The organism is Ichthyenterobacterium magnum (assembly GCF_003610635.1).
In the GTDB taxonomy this organism is placed as follows: Bacteria; Bacteroidota; Bacteroidia; order Flavobacteriales; family Flavobacteriaceae; genus Ichthyenterobacterium; species Ichthyenterobacterium magnum.
In genome coordinates this window covers 230,316-255,383 of record NZ_RAQJ01000003.1, presented here as the reverse complement: position 1 = coordinate 255,383, position 25,068 = coordinate 230,316, and the positions used below count along the sequence as shown (strand labels likewise).

Genomic DNA, 25,068 nt, shown 5'->3' with positions numbered 1-25,068 from the left:
TGTTAGATTGAAACAAAAATACAAATTACTAACGTTTATCCTAACGGATTTAGTATTAAAAAAGCTTAGGCAAATAAATGACTAAAGCTGCTGTTGTTGCCGCTATTGAAGCTATAAAAACAGCTCCAGCTGCGATGTCTTTTATGCGACCAATAGTTTGGTGATGTTCTGGGTGAATAAAATCTGCAATATACTCAATAGCAGTATTTACACCTTCAATACTCATTACCAAACCTATAAAGGCAATTTGAAATAACCATTCGGTTTTAGAAATATTAAAATAAAAACCAGCAATACTAACTAGAATAGCTATAACAAATTGAATTTTAATACTAGCTTCGGTTTTTATAAGATACAAAGCACCTTTGTAGGCATAGCCTACACTTTTTAGCCTGTTTAGTAAAAATGATTCTTTCTTTGGCATAAAGTTAAGACAAAGCTTTTAGGGCTGCATTGTAATTGGGCTCATCAACAATCTCAGCTACTTGTTCTGTATAAGTAACTAACCCATTTGTATCAATAATAATGATGCATCGAGAATGCAATGCTTCTAATGGACCATCAATAAAATCTAAACCATAACTTTTACCAAAACTTCCGTCTTTATAATCTGATAAACTTATAACATTATCTAAGCCTTCTGCACCACAAAAACGAGCTAATGCAAATGGTAAATCTCTAGAAATGCAAAGTACTTTGGTATTTTCAAGGTTACTTGCTTCTTTATTAAAAGTTCTTACAGATTGAGCGCAAGTGCCTGTATCTACACTTGGGAAAACATTTAAAATGATATTTTGTCCTTTAAAATCACTTAACGATTTTGTTGATAAATCTACTGCAGTTAGATTAAAGTCTGCTGCTTTTGTTCCTGTTTTTGGAAGTTCTCCTGATGTATTTATGTTGTTACCTTTTAGTGTTACTGTAGCCATAAATTTTGATTAAAGATTAAGTATAAAAGTAAGCAATATTTTGTCTTCTTTAGATAACTAATGGTTCAATTTCTATTACCTCAATTCTGCACCAAGTTGTTTTTCAAAATTGGCTTGAAGTTTATTCATTATCTTATCAACTTGCTTATCTGTTAATGTTTTGTGTTCATCTTGTATTGTAAAACTTACAGCATAACTCTTTTTGCCTTTTGGTAAGTTTTTTCCTTGATACACATCAAATAAATCAACATCTTTAAGAAGTTTCTTTTCTGTTTGCATTGCAATTGTGTCTATAGCTTCAAAAGTAACTGCATCATCAATTAGTAAAGCAAAATCACGGCGTACTGCTGGGTATTTAGGTATATCTTTAAACTTTATGTCGTTATGTTTTGCCCTATCAATAACATTGTCCCAATTAAAATCTGCAAAAAGTACATTTTGAGAAATTCCAAAATGTTTTAATACTTTTTTATTGATTAGACCAAAATCTACCAATTTAGTTTTTCCTAGAGCTAAAGTTATACCTTCACTAAACACATCGTTTTTTATTGGAGAAACTTTAAAATTGCTTAAGCCTAAACGTTCTAGTATAGATGTTATAATTCCTTTTAAATAAAAGAAATCGGTTTTTTGATCTGCAATATTCCAACGTTTATCATTTCTGTTTCCTGTTACAAAAACTGAAAGATGTTTTTGTTCTTCACGAGTGTCATTATAATTATGGTATGTTTTTCCGAATTCAAATAATTTTAAATCATCACGCTTTCTGTTTATATTATAACTCACAGATTCTAAACCAGAAAATAATAAGCTCTGGCGCATAACACTTAAGTCATTGCTCAGAGGATTAAGCATTTCAACATTATGGTCTTCTTTTAGTTGCGCACTAAGCTCTATGTATTTTGGTGATGTTAACGAATTAGATAACATCTCATAAAAGCCTTGAGCTGCTAACTGATTACCAATTATGTTTTGCAACTTATAATCTTCAAACTTCGATGTATTAGAGATTGAAGCATTTAATTTCTCGGTAGTTTTTATTTTATTGTAGCCATATACTCGCAAAATTTCTTCAATAATATCAGCTTCGCGTTGTACATCGTTTCTATAGGCAGGAACTGTTAGTCCAAGTCCAGTTTCGGTAACATTATTTACTTTAATGTCTAAAGAAGTAAGAATACTTTTTATGGTTTCTCTTGGGATTTCTTCGCCAATTAGTTTTTTTGCATTATCGAAACTTAGACGTACCTGAAAATCTTCAATTTTATTTGGATATACATCAATTAAATCACTTGTAATTTCGCCACCAGCAATCTCTTGTATTAATAGAGCTGCTCGTTTTAATGCATATTCTGTTATATTTGGATCAATACCTCTTTCAAACCTAAACGACGCATCTGTATTTAAAGCATGTCGTTTTGCAGTTTTTCTAATACTCACAGGATTGAAATATGCGCTTTCTAAAAAGATGCTGGTTGTGTTTTCTGTAACTCCAGAATAATTACCTCCAAATACACCAGCGATACACATTGGTTTTTCGGCATCACATATCATTAAGTCTTCTTCATGTAACTCACGTTCTACATCATCAAGTGTAGTAAATTTTGTGCCTTTAGCTAATGTTTTAACAACAACTTTATTGCCACTTATTTTTGCAGTATCAAAAGCATGTAAAGGTTGACCTAGTTCGTGTAGCACATAATTAGTAACATCTACAATGTTGTTTATTGGATTTAACCCAATAGCTTTTAATCTATTTTGTAGCCATGTTGGAGAATCTTCAACCTTAATTCTAGAAATGGTTACACCACAATAACGAGGTGCAAGTTCTTTATCTTTAACATCGATATCAATCTTTAGAGTTCTATTTTCAACATGAAAAGCACTTACAGAAGGTGTGATTAATTCGGTATTAATTTCTTTTTGAAGTAAACCAGCTTTAAGATCGCGAGCTGTTCCATAATGACTCATGGCATCAGCTCTATTTGGAGTTAATCCAATTTCAAAAACATGGTCGTTTTCAATATCAAAAATTGTTGCAACTGGTGTGCCAACTTTAACCTTTTTATCTAATACAAGAATACCGTCATGTGATTTACCTAAGCCTAATTCGTCTTCGGCACAAATCATTCCGTGGCTTTCTTCACCGCGAATTTTTCCTTTTTTAATTTTCCACGCTTCACCTTCTTCTGTATATAATGTAGTGCCAATAGTGGCAACAGGTACTTTTTGTCCAGCAGCAACATTTGGTGCACCGCAAACAATTTGTAATGGTGTTTCTAATCCTATGTTTACAGTTGTAATTTTAAGTTTGTCGGCATTTGGGTGCTTCTCACAGGTTAACACCTCGCCAACAACAATACCTTCTAAGCCACCTTTTACAGACTGAAAACTGTCTATACCTTCAACCTCTAAGCCTAAATCTGTTAGGAGTTCTCCAGTTTGTTCTGGAGTCCAATCTACCTTTATAAATTGCTGTAACCAATTGTATGAAATCTTCATTATATCTAATTAAAAAACACGCAAAGATAATAATACTAAATAGTTATATAAATTGTAAATTATGTTTTCTTTGTAAGAATTTTATATTTGTTGTGACTACTAGTGACTTAAACTTGATATTTAATGCGAAAACTACCCATTTTATTTGTCTTAATAACTTTAATTTCTTGTAATAATAATCCGCAAAACTTTTTAACAGAAGGTATTTGGAAAGCAGAATTGCAACTTAAAGAAAATTTAGAGCTGCCTTTTAACTTTGAAGTTACATCGCCTAACGCAATAAAAATTTTTAATGCTGATGAAGTTATTTTGGTAAATGATATTAGATATTCTAATGATTCGGTATACATTAAAATGCCAGTTTTTGAAGGCTATATTGCTGCAAAAATGACAAAGAACAGTTTAAAGGGAAGCTTTATAAAAGAGAGTTTAGATAGAGTTGTGCCTTTTAAAGCTGAGTTTAATACTGTTAATCGTTTTGAGTTTTCATCTGAAGCAAATTATAACGTTTCTGGTAATTGGGAAACAGTATTTAGTCCTAAATCTTATGAAGATAGCTATATGGCAAAAGGAATTTTTAATCAAGAAGGAAACCTAATTACAGGAACATTTAGAACCACAACAGGAGATTATAGATATCTTGAAGGTGTAATAGATGGAGACCAAATGAAACTTTCTACATTTGATGGCGCACATGCTTTTTTATTTACAGCAACAGTTACAGACAGTATGATGAAAGGTGCTTTTTATTCTGGTAATCATTGGGAAGAACCTTTTGAAGCAAAACGAAATGATAATTACGAATTACCAGATGAAAATAAACTAACTTTTTTAAAAGAAGGTTATGATGCTTTTGAGTTTTCATTTCCAAATGCTTCAGGAGAAATGGTGTCATTATCAGATAAACGATATAAGGATAAAGTGGTATTGGTTCAAATCATGGGAACATGGTGTCCAAATTGTTTAGACGAAAGTAAATACTATTCTGAGTATTATAACGCAAATAAAGATAAAGATGTTGAGATTGTAGCATTAGCTTTTGAGTATGCTAAAACAAAAGAAAAAGCATTTAAAAGTATAGAGCGTTTGCAAAATGATGTTGGCATAAATTATCCAATTTTATTAGCGCAATATGGTACGTCTAGTAAAATTAAAGCTAGCGAGAAGTTGCCAATGCTTAATCATGTACTGTCATACCCAACTACTATTTTTATAGATAAAAAGGGAAAGGTTAGAAAAATTCATACTGGCTTTAATGGGCCAGCAACTGGCACTAAATACACAGTGTTTAAAAATGAGTTTAATACGTTTGTTGATGAGTTGCTGCAAGAATAGTATTAAGTATTTGACTCTCTTTCATTTTAATATACTCTTAATAATTAGTTAATTAACAGTTTAGTAATTCATTTTAACGTAATGCTAACAACTGTGGTTTTGATTAGGTTATAACTTGTGAGAACAAACTAATAAATCATAATCAAGATGAAAAACAACAACCTAACCAAAATTTTTATGTGTATGATTCTAGCGCTAAGTTTTAGCGCATCAGCACAATTAAACACACCACGAGGTAGTCAGCAAGCTACAGTAAGTCAACGTGTAGGTATTACAGATATTAGTATTACATATGCAAGACCAAGTGTTAATGGGCGTGAAGTTTGGGGAAAACTAGTGCCTTACGGTATGAATAACTTAGGCTTTGGTACAGCAACCGCAGCACCATGGAGAGCTGGAGCTAATGAAAATACTACAATTACATTTTCTCATGATGCAAAAGTTGAAGGTAAACCAATTAAGGCAGGAACTTACGGATTGCATATAGAAGTTAAACCAGACAATACAGCAACACTTATTTTGTCTAACGATACTAATGCTTGGGGAAGTTTCTTTTATGACGCTAATAATGATGCGCTAAGAGCAGATATCTCAACAAAAACGGTTTCTCATAAAGAGTTATTGACTTTTGAATTTAATACTGTTGGAACAAATTCGGCTGTAGCTTCTTTAATATGGGAAAAGAAAGAGTTTCCTTTTACTATAGAAGTTGATGTTACTAATGTTGTACTTGATGAGTTTAGAGCAAAATCTATAGGTCAAACTGGTTTTCAGAGACAAAACTGGGAAAACATGGCTAACTATGCTTTAAATAATGGTGGTGATTTAAATGAAGCCTTAACTTGGATTGATAAAGCTATTGCTGGGCAATTTTTTAGCCAAAAAACATTTAATAATCTAGCGATAAAAGGACAAATTTTAAACAAACTAGGTAAAACTAATGAGTATGCAGAATTAATGGATGAAGCCTCGGCTATGGCAAATGCTAATCAGCTAAATACTTTAGGCTATCAAATGTTGGGCGCAAAAGATTATGATAGAGCTTTAAAATACTTTAAGAAGAATGTAGCCGATAATCCAGAAAATGCAAATGCTTATGATAGTTTGGGAGAATGTTATAAAACTATGGGAGATAAAACAAATGCTATAAAGTCTCTTAAAAAAGCTTTGTCACTAAATCCGCCAGCAAATGTAAAGGCAAATTCTGAAAAATTATTGAAAGAGTTAGGTGCATTATAAAAAATCAATCAATTAAAACACGTGCAGTTTTAGCTCAATCCATTAGGGTTGAGCTTTTTTGTTTTCATGTAGTTTAACTATCATTTAACTACAATATAGCTTTATAAACCATAAGTTTACAATTAGTAAAATGCAATAATGTACTTTAAGAGATACACACCTAAACATTTTTTTTCGAGATTTATCGATTGTTTTTTTGTAATAGACACAAGTGTTCTCGATATAAATGTTGAAGATTTAGTTATACCTGATGGAACTTTTGGTTTGTTATTTATTGAAGATCAAACCCAAGCAGCTATAAGTAGAACTTTATCAACTAATAGCGAAAGCTTTGCGCTTAAAAAAACAACAATTTTTGGACAGAAAACCCATGCTGTTAACTACAATATTAAGGCAGTTAAATCTATAGTGTTTGGTTTAAAAATAAAACCAAATGGGATGTTTTTGTTTACACCAGATGTTTTTAATTTAAAAAATATATTTACAGATATAACAACAATAAACAATGATAATCTCTTAATATTAGAGCAAAAAATATTAGATTCTCATACAATCAAACAAAAAATAGATTGTGTAGAAGAGTACATATCTCAGAGGTTGAAAGTTGTTGAATTTGATTCAGATTTTGAATTCATGGAATCAATTGTAGACTTTATTCATAATCATAAAGGCAATGTAAAGTTTAATTACTTATTAGAGTGTTTTGGAGCTAACTATAAAAAAATTGAGCGTTTGTTTTTAAAATATTTAGGAGTTACTCCTAAAGTATATATGAGAATTATAAGGTTTAATGCCTGTATCAATAGTTATCAAAATACTGATTTAGAAGAAAATTTAACACAGTTAGCATTAGTGAACGGCTTTTTTGATCAGTCACACCTCATAAAAGAATTTAAGCAGTTTACATCGTTAACACCAAAACAATTTTTTAATAAAGAACTAAGCTATTCTGAAAATGAATATATGAACATTATAAATAATCGTTGGTGATTTTTTACGTCTTGTCTAAAATTTACAATTCTTAAAAACAGACATTGTATAAGTTTGGTTTTTAAACCGAACAAAAATGAAAAACTACATCTTATTAGCAACAATTGTTATCTCATTTATCTTGTCCTGTAAAGCGCAAAATGCAAATCCAGAATACCTTATAAAAGAAGAAAATGTTGTTAAGCATATTAAAACCTTAGCTTCAGATGAATTTTTAGGAAGAAAGCCAGGAACAAAAGGTGAAGAAAAAACCACCAAATATATAGAGCAACAACTTAAGCTTTTTAATGTTGAACCAGCAAATGCATCAAGTTACTTTCAAGATTTTAAAATTAAAAAAGTGCAATATGGTAATTGTAGTAATTTAGTTATTGAATCTGGTAAAGAAAAAAAGGAATATATCTACGAAAAAGATTTTTATGCCAAAACATCTTATAAACTAAATGAAGAAGTTACTATTGAAAATGCCGAAATGATTTTTGTAGGCTTTGGGATTGTAGCTTCAGATTATAATTGGGATGATTATAAAGAGGTTGATGTAAAAGGGAAAATTGTGGTAGTGCTATTTAGTGATCCAGGATATTATTCTAAAGACCCTAAATTTTTTAATGGAGAACAACCAACCTATTATGCAGGAATTAGGCATAAAAAGCGCGAAGCTGCAAAGCGTGGTGCAGCCGGACTAATAATGATTCATGATGATGCTATTAATTGGGATGCTGTTAAAAATGATGTTGATTCGCCAATTTTTGTTGAAGGTGAGCCAGGTTTAGCTTCAGATGGGTTGAAGTTTTCAGGGTTAATTTCTAAATCTATAATGAAAGATTTATTGTCAGATTCAAATTACGATTATGTTGAAGAAGCTTTGTTAAAAGATTTCAAGCCATTACCATTAAAGGCAAAAGCATCGTTATCACTTAATTCAACTTTTAAAGATTTTGTTACAACTAAAAATGTTGTTGGAATAGTAAAAGGATCCAAACGACCAAATGAATATGTCTTATATACTGCGCATTGGGATCATGTTGGTACTAGAGCTTCACATTTAGGAAACGATTCAATTTTTAATGGCGCAATTGATAATGCTTCGGGTACTGCTATGCAACTAGAGGTTGCTAGAGCATTTTCTAAAATGAAGAAAAAAACAGAACGCTCTATAGTTTTTTTATTTACATCTGCCGAAGAAATGGGGCTTTTAGGAGCAGAGTATTATGCTAATAACCCTTTATATCCATTAAATAAAACAGTTTGTGTGATTAATGCAGACGCTAGTTTTGCTGTAGAAAAAATGCGCATGGTTATTAATGTTATAGAGAGTCATTCAGAAATGGACTCTTTTGTTAGTAAAGCGGCTGATAAATTGGGAAGAGAAATTGTTAAAACCGAAGGTGAAGAAATGCCAGGTAATGTGTTTCAAAGATCAGATCATTACCCTTTTGTGAAAAAAGGTGTGCCAGCAGTTTGGAATGTAGGAAACTATGAGCCTTTAAATGGAGATGAAAAAGAAGTTGAAAAAATTGCCGCTTATATGCAGCATTACCATCAAGTAACAGACGAGTATTACGAAGGTTTTAATGGAGCAAATATTACGTTTGATGCACAACTTAATTTTTTAACAGGCTTAGAGGTTGGTAACTCAAGTAAATGGCCTAATTGGAGTGAAGAGTCTCGTTACTCACAGTATAAAAAAATTAGAGATGAAAGTATGAAGGCTGATTAAGTATTTTTATTAGGTGGTTGAAAACTTAACCATGTATGGTTTCACTTTTACCATAACTTTTAATCAATTCACCTTCAAATGCAACAAGCTCTTTCCAGCGCTTATCTACATCTATGTCTTTACCGTATTTTCTAGCAAATGTTATAAATGTAGTGTAATGACCAGCTTCGCTAACCATTAAATCGTAATAAAACTGTGATAGCTCTTTGTCTTTTATGCGTTGAGATAACAGTTTAAAACGCTCACAACTTCTAGCTTCTATCATTGCTGAAAATAACAATCTGTCAACCATACTTTGAAGATGATTACCGCCTTTATTCATAAATTTATAGAGTTCGTTAACGTAGCTGTCTTTGCGTTCTCTGCCTAGTTTGTAGCCACGTTTCTTAATAATCTCATGTACCATTTGAAAGTGCTCTAGTTCTTCTTTTGCTAATTCTAACAAATCAGTAACCAAATCTACATACTGAGAATTGTGAGTGATAATTGTAATGGCATTGGTAGCAGCTTTTTGTTCACACCAAGCATGGTCGGTTAAAATTTCTTCAATATTATCTTCTGCTATGGTTGCCCAACGTGGATCGGTTTCAAGTTTGAGATGAAGCATGTTTTACGGTTTTTAGTAAAGGTAATTAAGATTTCTATTCAGAATAGTGTTAACTTATATAATTCCAAATGTTTTTGTATTTACCAAGCTCTCTATAGGTATTTAGAATTACTTGATGCTCTGGTAAAGCTAATGATGGGTCTTTTTCTAAAACTTTTTTCGCATAAAACCTTGCGCTTTGTAAAATATCATTGTCCTTTATAATATCTGCTATCTTTAGGTTTAATATGCCACTTTGCTGAGTTCCCATTATATCGCCAGGTCCTCGTAATCGTAAATCAACTTCGGCAATTTCAAAACCATCACTAGTTCTAGTCATTGTTTCTAATCTCACCTTACTATCGTTGCTTAATTTATGACTGGTCATTAAAATACAATAGCTTTGTTCTGCACCACGACCAACACGACCTCTTAATTGATGGAGTTGTGATAAACCAAAGCGTTCGGCACTTTCAATAATCATTACAGAGGCATTTGGTACGTTAACGCCAACTTCTATAACAGTTGTGGCTACCATAATTTGTGTTTCACCTTTTATAAAGCGTTGCATTTCATAGTCTTTGTCGGCAGGTTTCATTTTGCCGTGAACTATTGAGATTTGATAGTCTGGTAACGGAAAATCTCTAACGATACTTTCATAGCCATCCATTAAATCTTTATAATCCATTTTTGAGCTTTCTTGAATTAATGGATATACAATGTAAACCTGTCTTCCTTTTGCAATTTCATCTCTTATAAACTTGAATACATTAAGCCGATTTTTATCATAACGATGTACAGTTTTTATGGCTTGTCTGCCTGGTGGTAATTCGTCAATAATTGAGATGTCTAAATCGCCATAAACAGACATGGCTAAAGTTCTAGGAATTGGTGTTGCTGTCATCACTAAAATGTGAGGAGGAGAAGTGTTTTTTTTCCATAATTTACTGCGTTGTGCAACTCCAAATCTATGTTGTTCATCAATAATTGCTAGCCCTAAATTTTTAAATTTCACCTTGTCTTCAAGCAAAGCGTGAGTACCAATTAAAATTTGTAATTCCCCATTTTCAAGATTTTCGTGTATTTCTCTTCTTGTTAAAGTTTTAGTTGAGCCTGTTAATAGTTTTATGCTGATATTTAGATTATTGCATAGCTCCAATAATCCGTTATAATGCTGAACTGACAAAATTTCAGTTGGAGCCATTAAACAGGCTTGGAAACCATTGTCAAGTGCCATGAGCATTGACATGAAGGCTACTATGGTTTTTCCAGAGCCCACATCACCTTGTAATAATCGATTCATTTGGGCGTTGCTGCCTAAATCATGTCTAATTTCTTTTAAAACACGTTTTTGAGCGTTGGTTAATTCAAAGGGTAAATGGCTTTTAAAAAAAGTGTTAAAATAATTTCCGACTTGAGAAAATGGGAAGCCTTTAATTTTTGATTTATGAATTAAATTTTTTAAAATTAGTTGTAACTGAATGTAAAATAACTCTTCAAATTTTAGCCTAAACTGAGCCTTAGAAAGTAGCTCAGAATTCTTGGGAAAATGAACGTTAATAAGGGCTTCATTTTTTGATATTAATTTAAGTTTTGAGAGTAAAGTGTCTGGCAATGTTTCGTAGAATTTTCCTTTACTATCTATAAATAATTGTTGCATTATTTTTCCTAGCACTCGATTTGTAATGCCTTTGTTTGATAGTTTTTCGGTTGATGGATATATGGGTTGCATAGATAGACGTAGGTTTTTTTTATGTTCACTTACGAGTTCTAGCTCAGGATGAGGTAGGCTAAATCTACCGTTAAACCAATTGATTTTTCCAAAAATAACATAAGGTGTATTTAATTTTGTGTTTTCTCTTATCCATTTTTGTCCTCTAAACCATACGAGTTGCATGATTCCTGTGTCGTCTTGAAATGTTGCGACAAGGCGTTTTTTGTTTTTTTGAGCTACTTCTTCAAACTTTGTAATTTTCCCAACAATCTGTACTTCTGCATTATTGCGTTGTAATTGACTGATTTTGTGATATTGTGTTTTGTCTATGTATCTGTTTGGAAATAAATTTATTAAGTCTTGATATGTATGAATATTTAGCTCTTTACGTAGTAGGTCTGCGCGATTTGGACCGACGCCTTTTAAGTAGTCTATTGGTGTTTGAAGATTAATATTCATAATAACGAATATAATTCTTCTATTTTAAAGATGAAACTTGATTTTTTGTATATTTTGCTATTACTAATCATGAAATTAATATGAAAGCATTAGTTATTTCTGGAGGCGGAAGTAAAGGCGCATTTGCTGGAGGTGTTGCGCAATTTCTTATGGAAAGTCAAAAGCGCGAATACGATATGTTTTTAGGAACATCTACCGGGAGTTTGCTTGTGCCTCATTTGGCGGTTAATAATATTCCTAAGCTTTACGACATATTTACTAGTGTTACGCAGCAAGATATATTTAGCGTAAGCCCTTTCGTGCAACGAAAAAAAGGAAATAGAGAATTTGTTTCTATAGATTTTATTAACTCGCTATGGCAATTTGTTAAGATGAAGCGTACATTTGGCGAAAGTAAGGCTTTAAGGCGTAATATAAAGCGAAATCTTACAAGAGAAGAGTTTGATGTAATAAGAAAAACCAAGCATGATGTAGTTGTTACTGTTACTAATCTGTCTAAAAATAGAGCTGAGTACAAGTCGGTAAATGATTGTAGTTATGAAGAGTTTTGTAATTGGATTTGGATTTCGTGTAATTACATTCCGTTTATGTCTTTGGCTAAAGTTGATGGTTATGAGTATGCTGATGGTGGATTGAGCTGTGTGGTTCCAATAAGAGAAGCTATACAGCGTGGTGCGACTGAAGTAGATGCTATAATATTAGAATCTGAACATATGGAACATAATAAGGTTTTGGGTAAAAATCCATTTTCTTTAATGATGAACCTATTTGGTCACTTAATGGATCAAGTTGAAAAACATGATATCTCCATTGGAAAGTTAGCAGCAAAAAATAAAAATGTGAAACTTAATTTGTATTACACACCAAAGAGTTTAACCGAAAACTCATTGATTTTTAGTAAAAAATTAATGGTTAAGTGGTGGCAACAAGGCTATGATTATGCTGAAAAAAAACATATTGTTGTAAAATAAAGGGTTGCTTAAAAAACAATATTATAACATTCTAGAAACTTCTTCTTTTATATATGACAAACCAGCATTGCTTGGTGCTTGTCTGTCCATCATTTCGGTTAAAATAACTTCTCTAAGTTTGTTGGCTGTGTCTGTTTTTTCAGATAAACTAGCTTTTCTTATGAGTTGAATTGTTGCATTTTTTGAAGCGTTAATAATGCTCCAGCATTTGTCTGAAACATATATTTGTTGTGCTAAATTATGCTCAAATTCTTGCTCAATATTTTGTACAAGTAATGATTCGTAATCTTCTTTATTTGAGGAGTTTGGAGCAACACGTATTAATAATTTGTTTGGAGAAATGCGCTCTAAAAGTAATGCCATACGTTCATAGGCTTGAAGGCGTAAAGGGAATGCCTCTTTTTGTAAATCTTTTTGTATTAAAAAATTACGACGTTTGTTTTCATTTTCTACATGTTCTCTAAAAAACAAAAACGCAATTGCTCCTGTTATAATTGCAGGAATACAATACAATAATAACCCAAATATTTCTCTTTCCATCTTTAAATTTTAAGTTGTAAACTTAATAGTTTTTAAATTATAGTTTAGTTTTTTCCACCTAAATGCATGCAATTTTTTAAATCTTGCATATTAGTAAAAGGAACTTTTACTTTTTCGTAACCATAAGTTCTGTTTAATTCTTTTGATAAGTTATGGTCGTCTACATTAACTTCAATATCACTCATTTTAAATTGACAAGGATGCTCGTAGCCAGCAGCGTGTGTAATTTCAATAAATTCTTTTCTAAAAGTTTTAAAATATTGAGCTAATCTAACAGATTTTAATGTTGGGTCTATACCATTTTGAAGCCATTTGCTTTGAGTTGCAACACCACTAGGGCATTTGTTAGTATGACATACTTGAGCTTGTATACAGCCAATACTCATCATAGCTTCTCTGGCGACATTAATACAATCTGCTCCCATAGCAAATGCCATAGCGGCTTTAGCAGGAAAACCTAGTTTGCCGCTTCCAATAAACACAATACGTTCTGTAAGACCTTTGCTTTTAAATAGTTTGTATAAATCTCCAAAAGCATAAACCCAAGGTAATGATACATGGTCTGCAAAACTTGGAGGTGCAGCTCCTGTGCCGCCTTCGCCACCATCTACTGTAATAAAATCTGGGCCTTTACCAGTAGATTTCATAATATTTGCTAGCTCTTCCCATTGTTCTAACTTTCCTATAGCTGCTTTAATTCCTACTGGTAAACCGGTTTCTTTGGCAATGTCTTCTATAAATTTAACAAGTTCTGGAACATTAGAAAACGCTTTGTGATTTGGTGGAGACAATACGTCTTTACCAACTTCAACACCTCGTATTTTTGCTATCTCTGGCGTAATCTTGGCACCTGGTAAAACACCGCCTTTTCCTGGTTTAGCACCTTGAGACAGTTTAACTTCTATTGCTCTTATAAACGGGTTGTCTTTTACTAATTGTTTCATTTTTTTCATAGAAAAACCACCATCTTCTGCTCTTACGCCAAAATAACCAGTGCCAAAATGAAATACAACATCACCGCCATTACTATGGTATGGAGATAGACCACCTTCGCCAGTATTATGGTAAGCGTCAGACATTTTAACACCTTTATTTAAAGATTCCACAGCTTTTGCAGATAGTGAGCCAAAACTCATTGCTGATATGTTTATAATAGATGTTGGACGATATGGTCTTTTACGTTTGTTATAAGCTCCCATTACTTTTGCGCATGGTAAAAAACTTTTATCGATGCTGTTTGGGTGATCTTTACTTATTTGATAAGGCATCATTGCATTATTGATAAAAATATGTTGATGCGCATATATATCGCGGTCTGTACCAAAACCTTCGTAATTGTTCTCTTTTTTTGCAGATGCATAAATCCAACCACGTTCAATACGGTTAAAAGGAAGTTCTTCTCTGTTATTTGCAACAAAATATTGGCGTATCTCAGGGCCAATACTCTCAAATAAGTAGCGAATATGACCAACAATAGGAAAATTATGGCTTATAGTATGTTTACGTTGTATAACATCACGTATAGCAATAATTACTAGTATGATGATAATCCACATCCACCAAGAAACCTGACCTAAAAAATCTAACATGCGAGACCTAATTTATTAGAATAATGATTGGTAAATATATTTAAAAAAAAGAACATATAAAGCGTGTAGATTGTTTATAATTATTCATAAAATCATACAATTAAAAGGTGAGCTTTGGTTAAATTCACGGTTTAAAATAAATGATAGATTGGAGAAGTATTTAAGTCAATTAAACGATGCGCAATTAGCGCCAACTTTACAGAAGGATGGACCAATGATAGTAATTGCTGGAGCGGGTTCTGGTAAGACTCGTGTATTAACGTATCGTATTGCGTATTTAATGAGTCAAGGTGTAGATTCATTTAATATTTTGGCTTTAACATTTACTAATAAGGCAGCTAAGGAGATGAAAGGTAGAATTGCTTCTATTGTTGGTGATAGTGAAGCAAAAAATCTTTGGATGGGAACGTTTCACTCTGTTTTTGCTAAGATTTTACGTTTTGAAGCCGATCGATTAGGTTACCCAAGTAATTTTACTATTTATGATACTCAAGATTCTCAACGTTTAATTTCTTCAATTATAAAAGAAATGAATCTTGATAAAGATATCTATAAATATAAGCAAGTACATTCTAGAATTTCTTCATATAAAAATAGTTTAATCACAGTAAAAGCTTATTTTCAAAACCCTGAGCTTATTGAAGCAGATACAGCAGCTAGGCGACCAAAAATTGGTGAAATTTATAAAAATTATGTAGACCGTTGTTTTAAAGCAGGAGCAATGGACTTTGATGACTTGCTATTAAAAACTAATGAGCTATTAACACGATTTCCAGACGTATTAGCCAAATATCAAGATAAGTTTAGATATATTCTGGTAGATGAGTATCAGGATACCAATCATTCGCAATACTTAATTGTTAGGGCATTGTCTGACCGTTTTCAAAACATATGTGTAGTTGGTGATGATGCGCAAAGTATATATGCGTTTAGAGGTGCAAATATTAATAATATACTCAACTTTCAGCGTGATTATGATGATGTAAAAGTGTTTAGGCTTGAGCAAAACTATCGTTCTACTAAAAATATTGTTAATGCTGCCAATTCAATTATAGATAAGAACCAAACAAAGCTTGATAAAGTCGTTTGGACAGCAAATGATGAAGGTGCTAAAGTAAAGGTTAATCGCTTGATGACAGATGGTGATGAAGGCCGTTATGTGGCGAGTTCCATTTTTGAAAATAGAATGCAAAACCAATTAAAAAATAGTGATTTTGCTGTTTTATATCGCACAAATGCGCAATCTCGTGCAATTGAAGATGCATTAAGAAAACGAGATATTCCGTATCGTATTTATGGCGGTTTATCATTTTATCAACGTAAAGAAATTAAAGATGTGTTATCTTATTTGCGTTTGGTAATTAATCCAGCAGATGAAGAAGCGCTTAAGCGTGTTATTAATTTTCCGGCTCGTGGTATAGGTCAAACAACAGTTGATCGCCTAGTCGTTGCTGCAAATGGTTTTGAGCGTTCAATTTTTGAAGTGATGCAAAACCTAGATAAGATTGATATTAAAATTAATTCTGGTACAAAAACAAAACTTCAGAATTTTGTGACTATGATTGAAAGCTTTCAAGTCATGAACCAAACTGCTGATGTGTTTGAGCTTGCCGAACATGTAACAAAGGTTTCGGGTATTATTAGAGAATTTAATAAAGGCGGAACGCCTGAAGACATTACACGATTAGAAAATATTGAAGAGCTTTTAAATGGTATGAAAGATTTTGTTGAAGGTCAAAAAGAATTGGCTGATGCAACAGGATCACTAGCTGAGTTTTTAGAAGATGTGGCTTTAGCAACAGATTTAGATGCCGATAAAGGCGATGCAAACCATGTTGCGCTAATGACAATCCACTTGGCTAAAGGTTTAGAATTTCCTTACGTGTATATTGTTGGTTTAGAAGAAGATTTGTTTCCTAGTGCAATGAGCATGAATACTAGAAGTGAGTTAGAAGAGGAGCGAAGACTGTTTTATGTAGCATTAACACGAGCAGAAAAACAAGCGTATTTAACCTATGTGTTATCACGTTACCGTTGGGGAAAATTAATTGATGCAGAACCAAGTCGTTTTATTGAAGAAATTGACGATCAGTATCTCGATGTTTTAACTCCAGTACATGAGCCAAGGCAAAACCCAATGCTTAATGCAGATATTTTTGGTGATATAGAGCCTAATAATATTCGTTTTAAAAAGCCTGTTAAACGGAAATCTGAAGCTAAACCTCCAAAATTTGTTGCTCCAAAAAATTTAAAACGTGTTACTAAATCAAATAGTTCTGAAAAAACAAATCTTTTTGATGGTAAACTTGCTGTTGGAAACATTGTAGAGCACATGCGATTTGGAAAAGGTGAAGTACTTAAAATTGAAGGTAAAGGTGCAGATACTAAAGCCGAAATAAATTTTGAAAATGGAGGCGTTAAAAAACTATTGTTACGTTTTGCTAAACTAGATGTTTTAGGGTAAGGCTAAAGATTACAAATACGTTTCAGTAAATAACTTCAATTTTTGCCAAGTATCTATAAGTTCTAATCCAATCCACCCATGACCAGCATTAGGATATAATGTAAATTCATGCGTTACACCTAAATCTTGAAGTTTATCTCTCATGGCTGTGCCTTGTGTAGTTGGTATTAAAGGGTCTTGTCCACCATAAAATAAAATAGTTGGTGGCGCAGTAGTAGTAGCTTGGTGATATGGACTTACTTCTTCAAGATAATTTATTGCTGGATTGATACCATATAAATCTATAAGTTCTTGTAAAGCAGGATCGGTATTATTTAAATAAGCTGGATCTGTGAAGTTAGTTGGACCAACAATACTACAAACCATAGTTATATCATTTTCAGTATCAAAAGCATAGCTCCATAATAATGATAAATGCGCTCCAGCACTAGTACCTATAAATCCAAAAGTATCTGAAATCACATATTCAGATTGGTTAACTTTTAAATGGTTTACAACAGATGTAATATCATTTATTTGCATTGGGTAAGGTTGATTGTTTTGGTCTGCAAGTCTGTAATTAATATTTACAACAGCAATATCCTGTAAATCAGAAAGAATAATATCCTTAAAAGCATTCATATCACTTTTATCTCCAGAGGTCCAACCGCCGCCATGAACCAAAATCAAAACCTTAGTATCTGTAGTTCTGTTTGCAGGAAGATAAATATCAAACTTTTGATCGTTATCACTTCCATATGACACGTTTAATTCCTCTCTGTATTCTATAAGTGTTGGTTCTTCCTGGTTTTGATTATTGTCACTAGAACAAGAAATAAAACTAATGCTAACAAAAAGAAAGAGTAAACTAAGTTTTATAGTCTTCATAATAAAATAATTAATTACTTTGTAAACGCTATTGTAAGATACATATTATGGCTGAGTTAGTGAAAATTTATAAGGATAACCCAAATCCTAAAGACATCAAAAAAGTTATTGATGTGCTTAAAAAAGGAGGTTTAATTATTTATCCAACAGATACGGTTTATGGCTTAGGCTGTGATATTACTAATATTAAAGCCTTAGAAAAAGTAGCAAGAATTAAAGGCGTAAAATTAGAAAAGTCTAATTTTTCTTTTGTTTGTCATGACTTAAGTAATTTAAGTGATTATGTAAAGCAAATAGATACAACAACGTTTAAAATATTAAAACGCGCACTTCCTGGACCTTATACATTTATTTTGCCTGGAGCTAAAACCTTACCACATCCTTTTAAAAAGCGTAAAACAGTTGGTATTCGTGTGCCAGATAATGCTATTGCACTTGAAATTGTAGAGCAATTAGGTAATCCAATTATTTCAACATCTATACATGATGAAGATGAAGTATTAGAATATACAACCGACCCAGAATTAATTCTTGAAAAATGGGATAAATTGGTCGATTTGGTTGTTGATGGTGGTTATGGTGACAATGAAGCATCAACAGTTATAGATTTGTCTGATGATGAGCCAGTTGTAATTAGAGAAGGTAAAGGTGGTTTAGAAATTTTTTAATCACAAAAAAAAAGCTCAATCATAAGATTGAGCTTTTAAGTTTATTGTATATGCTAAATTATTCTTCAGCAGATAAGTTTTTCATTTCTTCTTCAATCATTTCGTAGAACTGATCAATTTTTGGCAATACAACAACACGAGTACGTCTGTTTGTTGCTCTGTTTTCTGCAGTATCATTTTCTGCTAGAGGTACATAACTGCTACGTCCTGCAGCAATTAATTGGCTTGGATTAACACCTAATTCTTGTAACACTCTAATGATTGATGTAGAACGCTTTACACTTAAATCCCAGTTGTCTAAAAGTACTCCGCTTTTATATGATCTACTATCTGTATGACCTTCAATCATAGCTTCAAAATCAGGTTTGTCATTTATTACTTTTGCAACCTTAGCTAAAACCGTTTTTGCTTTGTTTGTTACATTATAGCTACCACTTTTAAATAAAAGTTTATCGGCAATAGATATAAAAACAACACCTTTTTCAACATTTACTTCAATATCTGGATCGTTAATACCAACTGCTTTCTTTAAGCTTGTAACAATGGCAAGTGTAACACTATCTTTTTTTGTTAAGGCGTCTTGTAAACGTGATATTTTTAAATCTTTTTCTTTTAAACTTTCAAGTGATTTTTCAAGATTTTCAGCACCTTTTGTTGTTAATACTGTTAAGTCTTTAGAGCTTTCAATTAAACCTTGGTTTGAGGCACGTAAATCTGCTAATTGTTCTTTCATAGCTTCAATTCGCGCATTTGCAGCTGCAGCATCAGATAAACAACTATTAAGTTTTACCGTTGCGGTATTTAATAAATCTTGGGTTTTCTTTTGTTTTGCTTCAAGTGCAGTAAATTCTTTTTTAGAAACGCATGAACTTAAAAGTAGCATAGCAGTAACACTTAACAACATTAATTTTTTCATAATAAACTTGATTAAATAATTAAAAATTTAACATTTCAAAAGTATGTAAAATAGATTCGCAAAAACAATCATTAACAAAACTTTTACTAACTAACTTATAAACTATTAAAATGCTTCTTTTTATTTACGAAATAGAGCCAAACAATAGATGTTTTGTTGTAGTATTTTTTACGCTTTGTAAGTGTTTTTCGATTCTTTAAGAGTCTAGATAAATTAGCGTAAAAACTAAAATGTGCTTTAATAATGGCTAAAATATGAGTAAACTTAAATTCGAATAAAAATTTAAAACCTGCTAAACCATCTAATAGTAATCGTGTTAAGATTAGAAAAAACAAATTGCCATTTGCATTTTTTAACAATGTAAATAAGCTATTTCTAAAATTAAGATAGGTTTTGTGAGGGTTTGTGTTTTGTAATGTTGCTCCACCAACATGATAAACTGTTGAGGTTCCAACGTATTTTGTTTTATAATCTAAGTTAAACGCTCTCCAGCACAAATCAATTTCTTCCATGTGTGCAAAAAACGATTCGTCAAAACCATTAAGTGTTTCAAAGATTTCTTTTCGTATAAAAAAGCAAGCGCCAGATGCCCAAAAAATTTCTGTAGTATTATTGTATTGGCTCTCATCTTTTTCAATAGTATCGAAAATACGTCCTCTACAATATGGATAAGCATATTTATCTATAAAACCACCAGCAGCTCCAGCATATTCAAAGTGAGATTTATTATTATAATCTAAAATTTTGGGCTGAATTATTGCTGTTTCTTTGTGAGATTTAAACTCAGTAATAATAGGAGAGAGCCAATTACGTGTAACTTCTACATCGCTATTGAGTAAACAAAAAATGTCTTCGTCTACATGTTTTAAAGCATCATTGTAACCTTTTGCATAACCTCCATTTTTTTTATTCTGAATAATTTTTATTTTAGGATATGTGGCTTTAATAAAAGCCATAGAATTATCTGTTGAAGCATTATCGGCAATATAAATAGTGGCCTCTTGAGAATGCTCAATAACTGATGGTAAGAATTTTTTAAGAAGTTCTTTCCCATTCCAATTTAGTATGACAACAGCAATTTTCATTATTGAGTTTAAAAGTTTAAAAGTTGATAAGGGTATAAGTTAATTTGTTTTTCCACGAATTCATTAATATTATTTTTACTTACGACTTACGACTTACGACTTACTATATGCAGGAATATCTCTTAAAAACTGATAGCGTTCTTCTTTAAAATCCATAGCGCAATAATAGTGATTTATTCCGTTAGTGACCATTAAGTAGGTAGCATTGAGTTCTAAATTATAACGTGCAATTTGATCAAAGGTATTTTGATTGATTGCAATTTTATACGATTTGCATTCTACAATTAAATGAATGCTTCCGTCAGTATTATAAATAACAATATCATAACGTTTTCTCAAGTTATTTACTTTGAGTTCTTTTTCAACATTAATTAAAGATTTTGGATACTTTTTCTCATGCATTAAATATTGAACACAATGTTGTCTAACCCATTCTTCAGGTTGTAAAACCATAAATCTTTTGCGAATCTCATCGAAAATAGAAACTTTATTTTCGCTATTTTTGAACCGAAACGAATATGTAGGGAAATTTAACTTTTGCACTACACAAATTTGGTGATTTTTTTTCAATGGACGAAGTCAAACAACTAGTAACTGATATAAAAAAAGGAAATCTTAAGCCTATTTATTTTTTAATGGGTGAAGAGCCTTATTATATAGATAAGATATCAGATTTTATTGAAAACAATGTTCTGGCTGAAGAAGAAAAAGGGTTTAACCAAATGGTATTGTATGGTCGTGATGTAGCAATTGATGATATTGTTGGTAATGCAAAGCGTTACCCGATGATGGCAGAACGCCAAGTAGTGATTGTAAAAGAAGCCCAAGACTTATCTAGAACCATTGAAAAATTGGCAGATTATGTTAGTAATCCGCAGCCAACAACAGTTTTAGTGGTAAATTATAAGTACAAAAAAATTGATAAGCGAAAAGCTCTATATAAGGCTATAAAAAAAGCTGGTGTAGTTTACGAGAGCAAAAGGTTGTATGAAAACCAAGTTGCAGACTGGATTCGTCGTGTGTTATCTGGTCAAAACTATTCTATTTCGCCAAAAGCCGCACAAATGCTTGTTGAGTTTTTAGGAACAGATTTAAGTAAGATTAATAATGAACTTGAAAAGTTAAAAATAATACTTCCTGAAGGCACACAAATATCTCCAACGCATATTGAAGAAAATATTGGAATTAGTAAAGACTACAATAATTTTGAATTACGTAAAGCAGTTGGTGAGCGTAATTCAGTAAAAGCGTTTAAGATTGCAAACTATTTTGCCGAAAACCCAAAGGATAACCCAATGGTTGTTACGGTATCGTTGCTTTTTAATTTCTTTTCTCAACTATTACACTTTCATGGTTTACATGACAAATCACCAAGAGCAGTAGCTTCTGCACTTAAAATTAACCCTTATTTTGTAAACGAATATATTGCGGCAGCTCGTAATTATCCTATGAAAAGAGTGAGTAGTGTTATTGCAACCTTACGCGAGTTTGATGTAAAAAGTAAAGGTGTTGGCTCTAATGCTGTACCGCAAGGCGATTTGCTAAAAGAACTACTGGTTAGAATTTTGGGTTAAGAGCTTTCAATAATAATCTGGTGAATAAAAAAAATAGTACAAACAACATAAAGAAGCCTTGGCCAACTAAAGATGCTATGGAGCAGATTTATGAACTAAAACTTTGGGGAGACAATCAATCTCATTTTTATTCTGGTGTAGGATCGCATCATCCAGAAATTGTAAAACCATATATAGATATTGTAACATCGTTTTTAACATCATTTAAAAATCCTCTTGTGGTATGTGATTTAGGCTGTGGAGATTTTAATGTAGGAAACAAATTGGTAAAACATACTAAAAAGTATGTTGCTGTAGATATAGTAGCAAATCTTATAGAACATAATAAGAGAAACTTTAAAGCAGAACATTTAGAATTTAAATGTTTAGATATTGCTGTAGACGATTTGCCTTCTGGTGACTGTGCTATATTAAGACAGGTTTTACAGCATTTATCGAATACTGAAATACAAAACATACTACAAAAGCTAACGCGTTATAAATATGTTATCCTAACTGAACATTTGCCTAGCGGTGATTTTGTTTCTAACAAAGATATTATTTCTGGACAAGGCATTAGGCTTAAAAAGCAAAGTGGTTTAAACATTTTGGCTTCACCATTTAATTTTCAGGTAAAAGAAGAACAACAATTATTATCTGTTACTGTAAATGATTGTAAAGAGGTTATTGTAACTACGTTATATAGAGTTTTTTAGTTAAGTAAATACAAATATCTGCGAGGACTTTCGTAAGTAGGTTATAACTAGCAATTAATTATACACGTTGTTAGGCACTGGCTTTTGCTCTTAATTATTTTGTTAATATCCTTTGTGATGAATTCCGTTAAATTTCAATCTACTTCCATATTTTTGTGTTTATGACAAATAAAAAACATACAGTCGCAGGACTTTTTTCAGGATGTGGAGGATTAGATTTAGGGTTTATTAATGCTGGATTTGATGTTGTTTGGGCAAATGATTTTTTTAAAGAAGCTGTAGAAACATATAAAAAAAACATTAGCAATCATATAGTTTTAGGAGATATTACCAAAATCTCAAGTTCAGAAATTCCAAATGGTTTTGATATTCTTTTGGGAGGATTTCCTTGTCAAGGTTTTTCAATTGCAAATATTAAGAGGTCAATGAAAGATGAGCGTAATTTTCTATATAAAGAAATGTTACGTGTTATTAAGGATAAACAACCAAAATACTTTGTTGCTGAAAATGTAAAAGGATTACTTTCTATGCAAAAAGGACAAGTAATAGAAATGATTGTAAATGATTTTCAAGAAATTGGTTATGATGTCGATTATAGGCTTTTAAAAGCATCTTAAGTTATGTCTAAATCTACTTTAACAAGTAAGTCTTTCTTGAATCCTATTTTAGTTTCATTAAAAAAATTAGGTGGTTCTGCTCATATAAGCGAAATTGAAGAGCAAATAATTACAGATTTAAACCTTACTGATAATCAAGTTAATAAGATTCATAAAGGCTCGAGAACTAAATTGAATTATAATTTAGCTTGGGGAAGAACTTATTTGAAAAAAGTTGGGTTGATTGAAAACTCTGCAATTGGGGTTTGGTCTTTAACCGATTTAGGAAATAAAACTGATATTATTGACGAAAATGTTATTTTTAAAAAAGTTCAAGAGCAGAATTTAATTAATAAATATGGTAATGTTAAAAAGATAATTGAAGATGAAATTATTGAAGAAACGGACTGGGAAGATGACTTGTTAGAAATAATAAAAAACATTACTCCAGATGCTTTTGAGAGATTATGCCAAAGATTGTTGAGAGAATTAGGATTTGTTGATGTTAATGTTACTGGAAAAGTTGGAGACGGCGGTATTGATGGAAGTGGTATTATTAAAATAAATGGGACACTATCATTCCATGTTGTTTTTCAAGCAAAACGCTTTAATAAAAGTGTTTCATCATCAGTTATCAGAGATTTTAGAGGTGCTATGGTTGGTAGAGCAGATAAAGGTTTAGTATTAACAACTGGCACTTTTACTCGATCTGCAATTATTGAAGCAAGAAGAGATGGTGCGCCTAATATTGATTTAGTTGATGGGGTAGATTTTGTAAGAAAACTAAAGAAATTAAAATTGGGTGTAGATGTAGAAACTATTGAAAAAGTTATTATAAATGAAGATTGGTTTAATCAAATATAATTATGGCTATAATAAAACCTAATAGAGTATTTAGAGTTAATACTTTTATTGAATTTTGCATTAAGTTTAAAATTAATTCTGATTTAATTGCTGGCGAAAATGGAACTGATGAAGAGCTAATAAAGGAACAATTAAGTACTTACAATAAAAATTTATGGCTTATTAATTTTATTAATGATAGAAATGATGGTTTTTTTCTTTTACAAGAAATCGTAAGATAAACAACCAAATTCTTGTCCTGTTGGTTCTGATATGTTTTTTGAAGTGAAAGACGCTTTTATTCATATAGACTTGAAAACTGTTCAAACTCGTAATATTGGTGATATAACAAGAAGTATTTTTGTAGGAGAAAATCAAAATAGTTACAAAGGAGTAATGAATGTCAATACAAGACAAGGTGTTATTCAACGAGATTATATTCCTGCATTACCAACATTTTACAATAAAGGAAAAGATTCAGAAAAAATATGTTTGTCTTATTTTATTACAATAGTTTATGAAGATGAAAATCTTAATATTTTAGATATAAATCTAATTTGTATGCCTAATGGTCAATTAGAAAATCATTATGGTAGTCGAGTTTTACAAGCTGGTAAAAATCCAGGGAAAACAAGATTTAGATTTACCGAAATTCCAACTTTCGAGTTGTTAGAAGTTCCAAAATCTAGAGTTAAGGTTATTTATTTTGATAAAAACATGGATGATGATTTAAAAAATAGATTGTCTTTTTATGAAGGAATTTTCGATGCGCAAGGAGATTCCTAG

At 31.6% G+C, this 25,068-nt stretch carries 24 protein-coding genes; 13 read left to right on the top strand and 11 right to left on the bottom strand.

All coding sequences use genetic code 11. From position 1 onward, the window contains the following. Positions 1-55 precede the first annotated feature (55 nt). The 3 genes from BXY80_RS09405 to pheT all read right to left on the bottom strand — a co-directional run bounded on the left by BXY80_RS09405 (position 56) and on the right by pheT (position 3,431). Positions 56-424, bottom strand: coding sequence for a diacylglycerol kinase (locus BXY80_RS09405; protein WP_120201293.1), 369 nt, complete (start codon positions 422-424; stop codon positions 56-58). A gap of 4 nt (positions 425-428) precedes the next feature. Next, on the bottom strand, positions 429-929 hold the full coding sequence (tpx, locus tag BXY80_RS09400; protein ID WP_120201291.1) for a thiol peroxidase: 501 nt from the start codon (positions 927-929) through the stop codon (positions 429-431). Between the two features lie 75 nt (positions 930-1,004). Further along, positions 1,005-3,431: a phenylalanine--tRNA ligase subunit beta gene (pheT, locus tag BXY80_RS09395; RefSeq protein WP_120201289.1), complete on the bottom strand. Its 2,427-nt coding sequence runs from the start codon at positions 3,429-3,431 to the stop codon at positions 1,005-1,007. A 123-nt stretch (positions 3,432-3,554) separates the two neighbouring features. Here pheT and BXY80_RS09390 point away from each other — a divergent pair, with 123 nt between their 5' ends. The 4 genes from BXY80_RS09390 to BXY80_RS09375 all read left to right on the top strand — a co-directional run bounded on the left by BXY80_RS09390 (position 3,555) and on the right by BXY80_RS09375 (position 8,715). Beyond that, positions 3,555-4,766, top strand: a complete 1,212-nt coding sequence (locus BXY80_RS09390; protein ID WP_120201287.1) for a peroxiredoxin family protein — start codon at positions 3,555-3,557, stop codon at positions 4,764-4,766. A 183-nt stretch (positions 4,767-4,949) separates the two neighbouring features. Next, positions 4,950-6,005 (top strand): DUF2911 domain-containing protein, encoded by a 1,056-nt coding sequence (locus BXY80_RS09385; protein WP_245977238.1) that lies wholly within the window; start codon positions 4,950-4,952, stop codon positions 6,003-6,005. 138 nt (positions 6,006-6,143) lie between these two features. After that, positions 6,144-6,995 carry a helix-turn-helix domain-containing protein gene (locus BXY80_RS09380; protein WP_120201282.1) on the top strand — a complete coding sequence of 284 codons (852 nt, stop codon included), beginning with the start codon at positions 6,144-6,146 and terminating at the stop codon, positions 6,993-6,995. Between the two features lie 76 nt (positions 6,996-7,071). After that, on the top strand, positions 7,072-8,715 hold the full coding sequence (locus tag BXY80_RS09375; protein ID WP_120201280.1) for a M20/M25/M40 family metallo-hydrolase: 1,644 nt from the start codon (positions 7,072-7,074) through the stop codon (positions 8,713-8,715). A gap of 25 nt (positions 8,716-8,740) precedes the next feature. On the opposite strand, the gene miaE is transcribed toward BXY80_RS09375, so the two are convergent. Together miaE and recG are read right to left on the bottom strand one after the other, a co-directional pair. Then, complete coding sequence (gene miaE, locus BXY80_RS09370; RefSeq protein WP_120201278.1) at positions 8,741-9,322, bottom strand: tRNA-(ms[2]io[6]A)-hydroxylase; 582 nt, start codon at positions 9,320-9,322, stop codon at positions 8,741-8,743. A gap of 49 nt (positions 9,323-9,371) precedes the next feature. Continuing rightward, positions 9,372-11,474: an ATP-dependent DNA helicase RecG gene (gene recG / locus BXY80_RS09365; protein ID WP_120201276.1), complete on the bottom strand. Its 2,103-nt coding sequence runs from the start codon at positions 11,472-11,474 to the stop codon at positions 9,372-9,374. 80 nt (positions 11,475-11,554) lie between these two features. Here recG and BXY80_RS09360 point away from each other — a divergent pair, with 80 nt between their 5' ends. Further along, positions 11,555-12,445, top strand: a complete 891-nt coding sequence (locus tag BXY80_RS09360; RefSeq protein ID WP_120201274.1) for a patatin-like phospholipase family protein — start codon at positions 11,555-11,557, stop codon at positions 12,443-12,445. 21 nt (positions 12,446-12,466) lie between these two features. On the opposite strand, the gene BXY80_RS09355 is transcribed toward BXY80_RS09360, so the two are convergent. Continuing rightward, complete coding sequence (locus tag BXY80_RS09355) at positions 12,467-12,985, bottom strand: DUF7935 family protein (RefSeq protein ID WP_120201272.1); 519 nt, start codon at positions 12,983-12,985, stop codon at positions 12,467-12,469. A 44-nt stretch (positions 12,986-13,029) separates the two neighbouring features. Continuing rightward, positions 13,030-14,574 carry an FMN-binding glutamate synthase family protein gene (locus tag BXY80_RS09350; RefSeq protein WP_120201270.1) on the bottom strand — a complete coding sequence of 515 codons (1,545 nt, stop codon included), beginning with the start codon at positions 14,572-14,574 and terminating at the stop codon, positions 13,030-13,032. Between the two features lie 148 nt (positions 14,575-14,722). On the opposite strand from BXY80_RS09350, the gene BXY80_RS09345 reads away from it, so the two are divergent. Then, a complete protein-coding gene (locus tag BXY80_RS09345; RefSeq protein WP_120201268.1) occupies positions 14,723-17,038 on the top strand; it encodes an ATP-dependent helicase in 2,316 nt (771 codons plus the stop codon). 9 nt (positions 17,039-17,047) lie between these two features. Here the strand turns inward: BXY80_RS09345 and BXY80_RS09340 are convergent, their stop codons facing one another. Beyond that, on the bottom strand, positions 17,048-17,920 hold the full coding sequence (locus BXY80_RS09340) for an alpha/beta hydrolase (RefSeq protein ID WP_262603171.1): 873 nt from the start codon (positions 17,918-17,920) through the stop codon (positions 17,048-17,050). A 32-nt stretch (positions 17,921-17,952) separates the two neighbouring features. Here BXY80_RS09340 and BXY80_RS09335 point away from each other — a divergent pair, with 32 nt between their 5' ends. Continuing rightward, entirely contained in the window at positions 17,953-18,573 is a 621-nt protein-coding gene (locus BXY80_RS09335; RefSeq protein WP_120201264.1) for an L-threonylcarbamoyladenylate synthase, read from the top strand. A 58-nt stretch (positions 18,574-18,631) separates the two neighbouring features. Here BXY80_RS09335 and BXY80_RS09330 read toward each other — a convergent pair whose 3' ends face one another. The 3 genes from BXY80_RS09330 to BXY80_RS09320 all read right to left on the bottom strand — a co-directional run bounded on the left by BXY80_RS09330 (position 18,632) and on the right by BXY80_RS09320 (position 21,117). Then, the gene (locus BXY80_RS09330; protein WP_120201261.1) at positions 18,632-19,489 is read right to left on the bottom strand and encodes an OmpA/MotB family protein; all 858 of its coding nucleotides are present in this window, start codon (positions 19,487-19,489) and stop codon (positions 18,632-18,634) included. Between the two features lie 95 nt (positions 19,490-19,584). After that, positions 19,585-20,574 (bottom strand): glycosyltransferase family 2 protein, encoded by a 990-nt coding sequence (locus BXY80_RS09325; RefSeq protein WP_120201259.1) that lies wholly within the window; start codon positions 20,572-20,574, stop codon positions 19,585-19,587. Between the two features lie 93 nt (positions 20,575-20,667). Beyond that, the gene (locus tag BXY80_RS09320; RefSeq protein ID WP_120201575.1) at positions 20,668-21,117 is read right to left on the bottom strand and encodes a type I restriction enzyme HsdR N-terminal domain-containing protein; all 450 of its coding nucleotides are present in this window, start codon (positions 21,115-21,117) and stop codon (positions 20,668-20,670) included. A gap of 26 nt (positions 21,118-21,143) precedes the next feature. Between BXY80_RS09320 and holA the strand changes: the two genes are divergently transcribed. The 6 genes from holA to BXY80_RS09290 all read left to right on the top strand — a co-directional run bounded on the left by holA (position 21,144) and on the right by BXY80_RS09290 (position 25,068). Next, a complete protein-coding gene (gene holA / locus BXY80_RS09315; protein ID WP_120201256.1) occupies positions 21,144-22,148 on the top strand; it encodes a DNA polymerase III subunit delta in 1,005 nt (334 codons plus the stop codon). Between the two features lie 17 nt (positions 22,149-22,165). Then, complete coding sequence (locus BXY80_RS09310; RefSeq protein WP_245977252.1) at positions 22,166-22,843, top strand: class I SAM-dependent methyltransferase; 678 nt, start codon at positions 22,166-22,168, stop codon at positions 22,841-22,843. A 161-nt stretch (positions 22,844-23,004) separates the two neighbouring features. Next, on the top strand, positions 23,005-23,460 hold the full coding sequence (locus BXY80_RS09305; protein ID WP_120201255.1) for a DNA cytosine methyltransferase: 456 nt from the start codon (positions 23,005-23,007) through the stop codon (positions 23,458-23,460). Positions 23,461-23,463: 3 nt separating this feature from the next. Next, positions 23,464-24,303, top strand: coding sequence for a restriction endonuclease (locus BXY80_RS09300; RefSeq protein ID WP_120201253.1), 840 nt, complete (start codon positions 23,464-23,466; stop codon positions 24,301-24,303). Positions 24,304-24,305: 2 nt separating this feature from the next. Further along, positions 24,306-24,524, top strand: coding sequence for a hypothetical protein (locus tag BXY80_RS09295; protein WP_120201251.1), 219 nt, complete (start codon positions 24,306-24,308; stop codon positions 24,522-24,524). 43 nt (positions 24,525-24,567) lie between these two features. Continuing rightward, the gene (locus BXY80_RS09290; RefSeq protein ID WP_162843296.1) at positions 24,568-25,068 is read left to right on the top strand and encodes a PDDEXK family nuclease; all 501 of its coding nucleotides are present in this window, start codon (positions 24,568-24,570) and stop codon (positions 25,066-25,068) included.

Coding starts and splice junctions, on each gene's coding strand:
- BXY80_RS09405 (WP_120201293.1), bottom strand. CDS start 424: ATGCCAAAGAAAGAATCATTTTTACTAAACAGGCTAAAAAGTGTAGGC.
- tpx (WP_120201291.1), bottom strand. CDS start 929: ATGGCTACAGTAACACTAAAAGGTAACAACATAAATACATCAGGAGAA.
- pheT (WP_120201289.1), bottom strand. CDS start 3,431: ATGAAGATTTCATACAATTGGTTACAGCAATTTATAAAGGTAGATTGG.
- BXY80_RS09390 (WP_120201287.1), top strand. CDS start 3,555: ATGCGAAAACTACCCATTTTATTTGTCTTAATAACTTTAATTTCTTGT.
- BXY80_RS09385 (WP_245977238.1), top strand. CDS start 4,950: ATGATTCTAGCGCTAAGTTTTAGCGCATCAGCACAATTAAACACACCA.
- BXY80_RS09380 (WP_120201282.1), top strand. CDS start 6,144: ATGTACTTTAAGAGATACACACCTAAACATTTTTTTTCGAGATTTATC.
- BXY80_RS09375 (WP_120201280.1), top strand. CDS start 7,072: ATGAAAAACTACATCTTATTAGCAACAATTGTTATCTCATTTATCTTG.
- miaE (WP_120201278.1), bottom strand. CDS start 9,322: ATGCTTCATCTCAAACTTGAAACCGATCCACGTTGGGCAACCATAGCA.
- recG (WP_120201276.1), bottom strand. CDS start 11,474: ATGAATATTAATCTTCAAACACCAATAGACTACTTAAAAGGCGTCGGT.
- BXY80_RS09360 (WP_120201274.1), top strand. CDS start 11,555: ATGAAAGCATTAGTTATTTCTGGAGGCGGAAGTAAAGGCGCATTTGCT.
- BXY80_RS09355 (WP_120201272.1), bottom strand. CDS start 12,985: ATGGAAAGAGAAATATTTGGGTTATTATTGTATTGTATTCCTGCAATT.
- BXY80_RS09350 (WP_120201270.1), bottom strand. CDS start 14,574: ATGTTAGATTTTTTAGGTCAGGTTTCTTGGTGGATGTGGATTATCATC.
- BXY80_RS09335 (WP_120201264.1), top strand. CDS start 17,953: ATGGCTGAGTTAGTGAAAATTTATAAGGATAACCCAAATCCTAAAGAC.
- BXY80_RS09330 (WP_120201261.1), bottom strand. CDS start 19,489: ATGAAAAAATTAATGTTGTTAAGTGTTACTGCTATGCTACTTTTAAGT.
- BXY80_RS09325 (WP_120201259.1), bottom strand. CDS start 20,574: ATGAAAATTGCTGTTGTCATACTAAATTGGAATGGGAAAGAACTTCTT.
- holA (WP_120201256.1), top strand. CDS start 21,144: ATGGACGAAGTCAAACAACTAGTAACTGATATAAAAAAAGGAAATCTT.
- BXY80_RS09305 (WP_120201255.1), top strand. CDS start 23,005: ATGACAAATAAAAAACATACAGTCGCAGGACTTTTTTCAGGATGTGGA.
- BXY80_RS09300 (WP_120201253.1), top strand. CDS start 23,464: ATGTCTAAATCTACTTTAACAAGTAAGTCTTTCTTGAATCCTATTTTA.
- BXY80_RS09295 (WP_120201251.1), top strand. CDS start 24,306: ATGGCTATAATAAAACCTAATAGAGTATTTAGAGTTAATACTTTTATT.